5 protein-coding genes and 1 riboswitch are annotated in these 9102 nt (G+C 62.8%); all 5 genes read left to right on the forward strand.

What is annotated here, in order from left to right; all coding sequences use genetic code 11:
* Window positions 1-102 precede the first annotated feature (102 nt).
* A riboswitch (cobalamin riboswitch) is annotated at window positions 103-317 on the forward strand.
* A 99-nt stretch (window positions 318-416) separates the two neighbouring features.
* The 5 genes from cobW (at window position 417) to QMX98_RS28635 (ending at window position 9017) form a co-directional block, all read left to right on the forward strand.
* On the forward strand, window positions 417-1478 hold the full coding sequence (gene cobW / locus QMX98_RS28615) for a cobalamin biosynthesis protein CobW (RefSeq protein ID WP_282411742.1): 1062 nt from the start codon (window positions 417-419) through the stop codon (window positions 1476-1478).
* Between the two features lie 3 nt (window positions 1479-1481).
* Window positions 1482-5390, forward strand: coding sequence for a cobaltochelatase subunit CobN (gene cobN / locus QMX98_RS28620; RefSeq protein WP_282411743.1), 3909 nt, complete (start codon window positions 1482-1484; stop codon window positions 5388-5390).
* A 149-nt stretch (window positions 5391-5539) separates the two neighbouring features.
* Complete coding sequence (locus QMX98_RS28625) at window positions 5540-6538, forward strand: ATP-binding protein (protein ID WP_221106147.1); 999 nt, start codon at window positions 5540-5542, stop codon at window positions 6536-6538.
* Between the two features lie 53 nt (window positions 6539-6591).
* Window positions 6592-7203: a VWA domain-containing protein gene (locus QMX98_RS28630; RefSeq protein WP_083376582.1), complete on the forward strand. Its 612-nt coding sequence runs from the start codon at window positions 6592-6594 to the stop codon at window positions 7201-7203.
* A gap of 167 nt (window positions 7204-7370) precedes the next feature.
* A complete protein-coding gene (locus QMX98_RS28635) occupies window positions 7371-9017 on the forward strand; it encodes a phospholipase D-like domain-containing protein (protein WP_282411744.1) in 1647 nt (548 codons plus the stop codon).
* The last annotated feature ends 85 nt before the right edge of the window (window positions 9018-9102 follow it).

The following is a 9102-nucleotide window of genomic DNA, read 5'->3' on the forward strand; positions in this document are numbered from 1 at the left end:
GCCTCGCTCCTGTAAACGCACCGCTGTCCCGCAGGAGCGAGGCGTGCCCGCGAAGGCGCCGGTGAGAGCGCCACAAGACATTGACCCGCCCCCACACCATGCGTAGCCTTGCGCTTTCGAGGTTCTTCGGCATTTGCCGAAGCTAAGAAGGGAACGCGGTCGATGCCGCGGCTGCCCCCGCAACTGTGAACGGTGATGTTCGCTGCCACGCCACTGCAAACCCTGTGCAACGGGTTCGCGGGAAGGCGCAGCGAATGCCAGGTCCATCGACCGGCACACCGTCAGCCAGGAGACCTGCCTCGACACAGATTCTCACTACAACCGGGCGGGGTGATCCGGTGGCGAACTCTTCCGCGCGCGCATCCGTCGCAGCGATTGTCGTCCCGTATGCCCGCCACCTTGCCAAAGGGCATCCGATGAAAACACTGGCCAAACTCCCCGTCACCATCGTTACCGGCTTCCTCGGCTCGGGCAAAACCACCTTGCTGCGGCACATGCTCGACAACGCTCAGGGCCGCCGCATTGCGGTGATCGTCAACGAGTTCGGCGAGCTGGGCATCGATGGCGAAATCCTCAAGCAGTGCTCCATCGGCTGCACCGAAGAAGAGGCCAACGGCCGCGTCTACGAATTGGCCAACGGTTGCCTGTGCTGCACCGTTCAAGAAGAATTCTTCCCAGTGATGCGCGAATTGGTCGCCCGTCGCGGCGATCTCGACCACATCCTCATCGAAACCTCGGGCCTGGCCCTGCCAAAACCGCTGGTGCAAGCCTTCCAGTGGCCGGAAATTCGCAGCGCTTGCACCGTTGACGCGGTCATCACCGTGGTCGACAGCCCGGCCGTCGCCGCTGGCACGTTCGCCGCGTTCCCGGATCGGGTCGATGCCCAGCGCAAACTCGACCCGAACCTGGACCACGAATCGCCGCTGCACGAGCTGTTCGCAGACCAACTGGCCAGCGCCGACCTGGTGATCCTCAACAAGGCCGACCTGATCAGCCCTGAAGATCTGGCCCGGGTGCGCCTGGAAGTCGCCGAAGAACTGCCACCGGCCGTCAAAGTCATCGAAGCCAGCAGCGGCCGTGTGCCACTGGACGTGCTGATCGGTCTCGGTGCCGGTTCCGAAGAACACATCGACAGCCGTCACAGCCATCACGATCACCACCACGAAGGTGAAGACGATCACGACCACGACGCCTTCGACTCCATTTCCATCGAATTGCCCCAAGCCGACGAAAGCCTGCTGCTGGACGCGTTGACCCAACTGGTGGTCCAGCACGGCATCCTGCGGGTCAAAGGTTTCGCGGCGATTCCGAACAAACCGATGCGCTTGCTGATTCAGGGCGTGGGCACACGTTTCGACAAGCACTTCGACCGTCAGTGGGGCATCGAAGAAGCGCGCAACACGCGTCTGGTGTTGATCGGTCAGGAGCTGGACGCCACGCTGCTTGAAGCGCAATTGCGCGCCGCGCTCAGCGTTTAAGCCATGCACCTGCTCAGGACCCAGCCCGGCGGTTTCGTGTCGGATGACAATATTGCCGACCTTGGACAAACCCCCGCCGAGCTGGTGATCCTGTGCAGCGGCGATTCCAGCCTTGCGCTGCTCGCCGAAGCGGCGCAGCAGTTGCCGGACAATTACCCGAGCGTGCGCCTGGCCAACCCGATGCAGGTGCAGAATCACGCGTCGGTCGACTTGTATGTCGACGAAGTGTTGCGCCATGCCAAGGTCATTCTGATTTCGTTGCACGGCGGCATCGCCTATTGGCGTTACGGGGTCGAGCGTCTGGTGGAGCTGTCCCAGCGCGGTGTTCAGCTGATTCTGGTGCCCGGCGATGACCGCCCGGACCCGGAACTCAGCGACCTGAGCACCGTAGCCGCCGCCGACCGTGACCGGCTCTGGCAGTTTTTGCGTCAGGGCGGCATGGCCAATGCCCTGGATTTTTTCCGCTGCCTGGCCAATCGCTGGCTGGATCGCGATTACGCCTGGGCCGAGCCGCAAACCCTGCCGCGCACGGCGATATACCACCCGCAAAAGAGCCCCGCCGACCTTCACGATTGGCAAGCCGATTGGCAGGCCGGTCAACCGGTGGCGGCAGTGCTGTTCTATCGCTCGCATTTACAGGCGGCGAACACCGCGTTCATCGATGTTTTCTGCCAGCGTTTGCAGGCGGCGGGTTTGAATCCGTTGCCGATTGCTGTGGCCAGTCTGAAAGAACCCGGCTGCCTGACGGTGGTCGAGGACCTACTGGACGACGTCGAGGCGGGGGTGATCTTGAACACCACCGGTTTCGCTCAATCCAGCCCCGAAGCGCCGCATCTGCGGCCGTTTCGACGCAATATTCCGGTGATCCAGGCGATCTGCGCCCAGGACAACGAGCCGGGTTGGCTCGCCAGTGAACAGGGCCTCGGCCCCCGTGATCTGGCGATGCACATCGCGTTGCCGGAACTGGACGGACGGATCATCAGCCGGCCGATCAGCTTCAAGGACCTGGCGTGGCGCAGCGAGCGCAGTCAGTCGGACGTGGTGTGCTATCGGGCGCAACCGGAGCGCATGGATTTCGTCGCCGAACTGGCGCGGCGCTGGATCGATCTGGCCCGGGTACCGAACAGCGAAAAACGCATCGCGCTGATCCTCGCCAACTACCCGACCCGTGACGGGCGCATCGGTAATGGTGTCGGCCTCGACACCCCGGCCGCCGCGCTCAACATCCTGCGGGCGCTGCACACCGAAGGCTATCCGCTGCCTGCCGGGTTGCCGGACAGCGGCACTGCGTTGATTCAACAGTTGCTTGGCGGCGTCAGCAACGACCTCGACACCCTTGATCAGCGTCCCTGCGCGCAAAGTTTGACGATGGACGACTATCGGCTGATGTTCCACCAATTGCCCAAAGCCAATCAGCAAGCGGTGCTGGAGCGCTGGGGCACGCCCGAAAGCGATCCGATGTGCCGTGACGGCCGCATGATGGTCGCCGGGCTGCGCTTTGGCCTGACCTTCGTCGGCATTCAACCGGCGCGGGGTTATCAGGTTGATCCGAGTGCGGTGTATCACGACCCGGACCTGGTACCGCCCCACGGCTACCTGGCGTTCTACTTCTGGCTGCGCCATACCTATGGCGCCCACGGCGTGATCCACGTCGGCAAGCACGGCAACCTCGAATGGCTGCCGGGCAAAGGCGTCGGGCTGTCGGAAAACTGCTGGCCGGATGCGTTGCTCGGGCCACTGCCGAACATTTATCCATTCATCGTCAACGACCCGGGCGAGGGCGCCCAGGCCAAGCGTCGCACCCAAGCGGTGATCATCGACCACCTGATGCCGCCGCTGACCCGCGCCGAAACCTACGGCCCGCTGCGCAATCTCGAACTGCTGGCCGACGAGTATTACGAAGCGCAATTGCTCGATCCGCGCCGCGCCCGAGAGTTGCAGCGCGACATCCTGCAACTGGTGCGCGACACGCACATCGACCGTGAACTGCAACTGGACGAAAAGCTCAACAGCGACGTCGATGCGGCGATCTGGTTGCCACGGCTGGACACGTACTTGTGCGACTTGAAAGAGTCGCAGATCCGCGATGGCCTGCACATCTTTGGCGAGTCGCCGACCGGGCGCTTGCGCATCGATACGTTATTGGCGCTGTTGCGCATCCCCCGTGGCGACGGTCGTGGCGCGCAATCAAGCCTGCTGCGGGCGTTGGCCAAAGCGTTTGAACTGGGGTTTGATCCGCTGGATTGTGCGTTGGCCGAGCCATGGGCGGGGCCGCGTCCTGTGGAACTGCAATCGCTTAACGAGGAGGCTTGGCGCACCGCCGGGGATACCCGCGAACGCCTCGAACTGTTCGCAGCTCAACTCATTGCGCAAACTCTGAATACCAACGCCGAACCTCATGGGAACGAGCCTCTGTGGCGAGGGAGCTTGCTCCCGTTGGTTCGCGAAGCGGACCCGGAAAATGGGACTGCTGCGCAATCCAGCGCGATGATGCGGCATTCCGACAAACTCCCTCGCCACAAAGGCCTGTTACCACAGGAAGCGGGTTGGTCCGACGTCCGCGCCATCCTCGACAGCCTGCGCGAAGTCGTCGCCCCGCGCCTGGACGCCTGCGGCCCTGCAGAAATGCGCGGCCTGCTCGATGCCCTGAGTGGTCGTTTCGTCCCGGCCGGCCCCAGCGGCGCGCCGAGTCGCGGTCGTCTGGACGTGCTGCCGACCGGGCGCAATTTCTACTCGGTGGACGTGCGCAACCTGCCAACCACCACGGCGTGGCGCATTGGTTTCCAGTCGGCCAACCTGATTCTCGAACGGCATCTGCAAGACCACGGCGATCACCTGCGTCAGCTCGGCCTGTCCGTCTGGGGCACCGCGACCATGCGCACCGGCGGCGATGACATCGCCCAGGCCATGGCGCTGATGGGCGTGCGCCCGGTTTGGGCCACCGGCAGTCAGCGGGTCGACGACTTTGAAATCCTGCCACTGAGCTTGCTCGACCGTCCTCGCGTGGACGTGACCTTGCGCGTGTCCGGATTCTTTCGTGATGCCTTCGCCAATCTGATCCGCCTGTTCGACGCTGCCGTGCAAGCGGTCGCCGCGCTGGACGAGCCGGACGATCTCAACCCGTTGGCCGCCAAAGTGCGCGCCGAACGTGAAGCACTGATGCAATCGGGCCTTGATGAAGACGCGGCCAAGCGTCAGGCCGGTTGGCGCATCTTCGGGGCCAAGCCCGGTGCTTATGGCGCAGGCGTGCAGGGCGCCATCGACGGTCGTCTGTGGCAAAGCCGCGAAGATCTGGCCGAGGTTTACCTGAACTGGGGCGGCTACGCTTACGGCGGGTCCGATGAAGGCACCGCCGCCCGCGAACAATTCGCTCAGCGTCTGAGCCAGGTGCAGGCGGTGCTGCAAAACCAGGACAATCGCGAGCATGACCTGCTTGATTCCAACGACTATTACCAATTCCAGGGCGGCATGCTCGCTGCCGTGGAAAGCCTCAGCGGCGAAGCGGCGGCCAGTTACCACGGTGATCACAGTCAGCCGGACTTGCCGAAGATCCGCACCTTGAAGGAAGAGTTGAACCGGGTGATTCGCTCCCGGGCGGCGAATCCGAAGTGGATCGACGGCGTGAAGCGTCACGGCTATAAAGGCGCATTCGAATTGGCCGCGACGGTCGATAACCTGTTCGCGTTCGACGCCACGACCCGGTTGATCGACGATCATCAATATGCGTTGCTGGCGGATGCGTATTTGCTCGATCCGGCAACCCGGGATTTTGTGCGTGAGCATAATCCACATGCGCTGCGTGACATGACCGAGCGCATGCTCGAAGCGCAGCAGCGGGGAATGTGGCAGGAACCGGGCGCGTATCGCGAGGCGCTGGAAAACCTGTTGCTGGACATAGAAGAAGACGGCTGATACACCGCAAACCCCGTAGGAGCGAGGCTTGCCCGTGATGAGGCCTTCACATTCAATAGTGATATCGACTGAATAGACGCCTTCGCGGGCAAGCCTCGCTCCTACAGGTACAAAGTGTGCCTGCTACAGACCATGACCGAGTATTGAAGATGACCGACACCCCGCATTTCCCGCTCTCCGCCGTGGTCGGCGCCGACGATCTGAAGCTCGCCCTCTACCTGACCGCCATCGACCCGAAAATCGGCGGCGTGCTGATCGAAGGCCCGCGCGGCATGGCCAAGTCGACACTCGCCCGAGGCCTGGCGGACTTGCTGGCCAGCGGTCAATTCGTCACCTTGCCCCTCGGTGCCACCGAAGAACGGCTGGTCGGCACCCTTGATCTCGACGCCGCCCTGAGCGAAGGCCGCGCGCAATTTTCCCCCGGCGTACTGGCCAAGGCCGACGGCGGTGTGCTGTACGTCGATGAAGTCAATCTGCTGCCCGATCACCTCGTTGACCTGTTGCTCGACGTGGCCGCCAGCGGCACCAACTTGATCGAGCGCGACGGTATATCCCATCGGCATTCGGCGAAGTTCGTCCTGATCGGCACCATGAACCCGGAAGAGGGCGAGCTGCGTCCGCAACTGCTCGACCGTTTTGGCCTGAACGTCGCCCTCCATGGTCACACCGCACCGGTCGAGCGTGGCCAGATTATTCGCCGGCGTCTGGATTTCGACACCGATCCCCAGGGTTTCTGCGTCGAGTGGGAAAGCCAGCAGCAGTCCCTGCGTGAACGTTGCCAGAAGGCGCGCGGCGCATTGGCGAGCATCCCCCTGGATGATGCCGCACTGGCGCAGATTACCGAGCGCTGTTTTGCCGCCGGTGTCGATGGCCTGCGCGCCGATCTGGTCTGGTTGCGCGCGGCCCGTGCACACGCCGCATGGCGAGGGGCGGGCGCCATCGCCGAGGAAGACATCGACGCCGTCGCCGAGTTTGCCCTGCGTCATCGTCGTCGCGAGCAATCGCCACCAGCGCCGCACCACAATCAGTCGCCCTCGGCGCAATCTTCCAGCCCGAGCGAAGGCCAGGGCCAATGGGGCGAAATGCCCGCTCAGGCCCTGCCGGTCGGCGCCCGACGTGAAGTGCCGAGCTGGCCAAAAAAGCCCTAGGCATTCGCCCTCGATCTGACGCGGGGGCGAATGCCAGACCCCGCGCAGGCCGACTGGATAACGGTAAACAGGGCAAGCGTCACGCTGCGCGCAGTGGCTCGATCAACTGGCCCGGCACTTTGCTCAATGGTCGGCCGCGTCAACGCAAAGATGTGCTGTTCCACCTGCGCACACGTTCCTCCCATGAGCTGTGGCTGGTGATCGTCGACGCATCGGCCTCGACACGCCGTCATCAGGCGTTGAGCGATGCCAAGGGTTTACTTGCGCAAGTGTTCGACGACGCTTACCGCCAACGCGCGCGCCTGGCCTTGTTGACCGCCAGCGGTCAGGCGCCGAAGTGGCAGGTGCAAGGCTTGAAAGCGTCGGCGGGGTTGCGTGCCTGGCTCGATGGCCTGGGTGCGGGCGGCGGCACGCCGTTGTTGGCGGCGCTGGGTGAAGCGGGGCGTTGGCTGGCGGCACGGAAAAAACGCTTTCCGGCGGAACAGCAAAGGCTGCTGCTGGTGACCGATGGGCGATTGAAGGACTGGCCGGGGTTGCCGGTGCTGGACTGCCCGGGGTTATTGATTGATATCGAGCGCGGGCCGATTCGGTTAGGTCGGGCCAGACAGATGGCGGCAGAGTTGCAAGCGGATTATCGCCACATTGATGAGCTGGTTTCAGGCTGAGGACTGTGTTGTCTGCAAAGGCCCCATCGCGTGCAGGATTTGTTTACGCCGCAGATCCCTTGTGCGAGCGAGCCTGCACCCGATGGCATCACCCCGGTCCCGGAGAATCATGGTGAATCCGCATCGCTCCCCTATGCTCTGAGTGCATTCGATCAAAGGAGTGAATCATGCGCGCACTTGCCGTTAACCATCAGAACGATTTCCGCGTCAAAGCCTATGCCGGCACCAATGGCGTGCTGTTGGCCATGGATGTGGCCGAACCCCGCCGCAAAGGCCTGCTGGGTTTCGCCATCGAAAAGCAGCAGGGCAGCAAACCCTGGCAGTTTTTATTCAACAGCCTGACGTTCCCGGGCAAGACCCATACCTTCCCTCAATACCACGCCACTCCCAGCAATATCGCGCCGTTGCAGAAATTTCGCTGGGCCGATTACGCGGTCAATCCGGGGCTGACGATCCAATACCGGGTCTATCTGGCTTACGGCAGCGCCGATGCGCCGCAACTGGGCGAATCCCTGGAGGTGACGGTCACTTCCGATGACGGCCATCCCGGCAACCAGAGTGTCAATTTCAACCGCGCCGTGGCCGCCAGCCAGGCGTTCCAGCGCAAGTTTCCAGAGCTCGACGCGCTCCTTGGCGGCAAGGAAAGGTTGCCCCTGGAATCCTGGCCCGATGCCCCGCGCCGATGGCTGGAAAACGGTCTGCTCGGGCGTTTGCTGGGGTTTATCGAGCGTGCCGTCGGCAGCGAGTGGGCACTGGATGTCGCCATCTACGAATACCAGTTACCGGTGATTGTCGAGGCGGTGAACGCGGCGCGGGAGCGCGGGGTGCACGTTCGCGTTCTGTATCACGCGCAACCGGGCGAAGACACCACCGCCTTTAACGAGGCCAGCTTGGAAAAGATCCCGGCGGCAAACAAGCGCGGGCGCGTCACCCACAGTATTTTCCATAACAAGTTCATCGTCCTGAGCCGGTTCGATGCCGCGGGTCTGCGTCAGCCTGAAGCCGTGCTCTGCGGCAGCACCAACTTCACGCCCAACGGCATTTACCGTCAGGCCAACGTGGTGCATGTGCTGGACGATGCTCGGGTCGGCGCCCGTTATCTGCAAACGTTCGAGCAGGTCTGGGGCACACCGGCGGATGTCGGTGCCGCGCGGCAGTGGATTACCGAACACAACCCGATGGACCCGAGCCAACCGTTGTTCGCCGGATTCTCCCCGCGCTCGGGTCAGGGCGACTTGCATGAGTTCGTCGACATCATCAATGCGGCGAAAAAAGACCTGCTGTTCGTCACTGCCTTTACCTTGCCCGACGCCATCCTCAACGCGTTGCTCGGTAAGCCCCACGACGACATTCTGCGCTACGGCCTGCAGAACTCCGTGAGCAAGATCACCGGTTTTCACGCCGACCGCAGCGCCGAATTCACCACGGTTGCGTTGCTCAATACCGGCCTTGAAGGCTGGCTCCTGGAAAGCAAGGAAGGACAGAAGGGCAACCTGCTGGTGCACACCAAAGCGATCGTCACGGATTTCACCAGCGATACGCCAACGATCATCAGCGGCAGTCATAACCTCAGTGCGGCTGCCAGCAACAGCAATGACGAGAACTACCTGATCATCCGCGGCGATACCGACCTGGCGGACCGTTATGGTCTGGAGTTGCTGCGGTTTTATGAGCATTACCGGTTTCGCTATTACGCGAAAAAACTGGCGCTAAAGCAGGTCCAGCCGTTGGCGGCGGATGACAGTTGGACGGATGATTATTATGTCGAGGGGAATTTGCGACAGTTGTCGCGACTGCGTTTTTCCGGGCAGTAATCGTTGGCCTAACGGGGCCCCATCGCGAGCAGGCTCGCTCCCACACTGGATCTCGGGCGTTCACAAAATCCTGTGGGAGCGAGCC

This window comes from Pseudomonas sp. PS02303 (assembly GCF_029959925.1).
Taxonomy (GTDB): Bacteria; Pseudomonadota; Gammaproteobacteria; order Pseudomonadales; family Pseudomonadaceae; genus Aquipseudomonas; species Aquipseudomonas mandelii.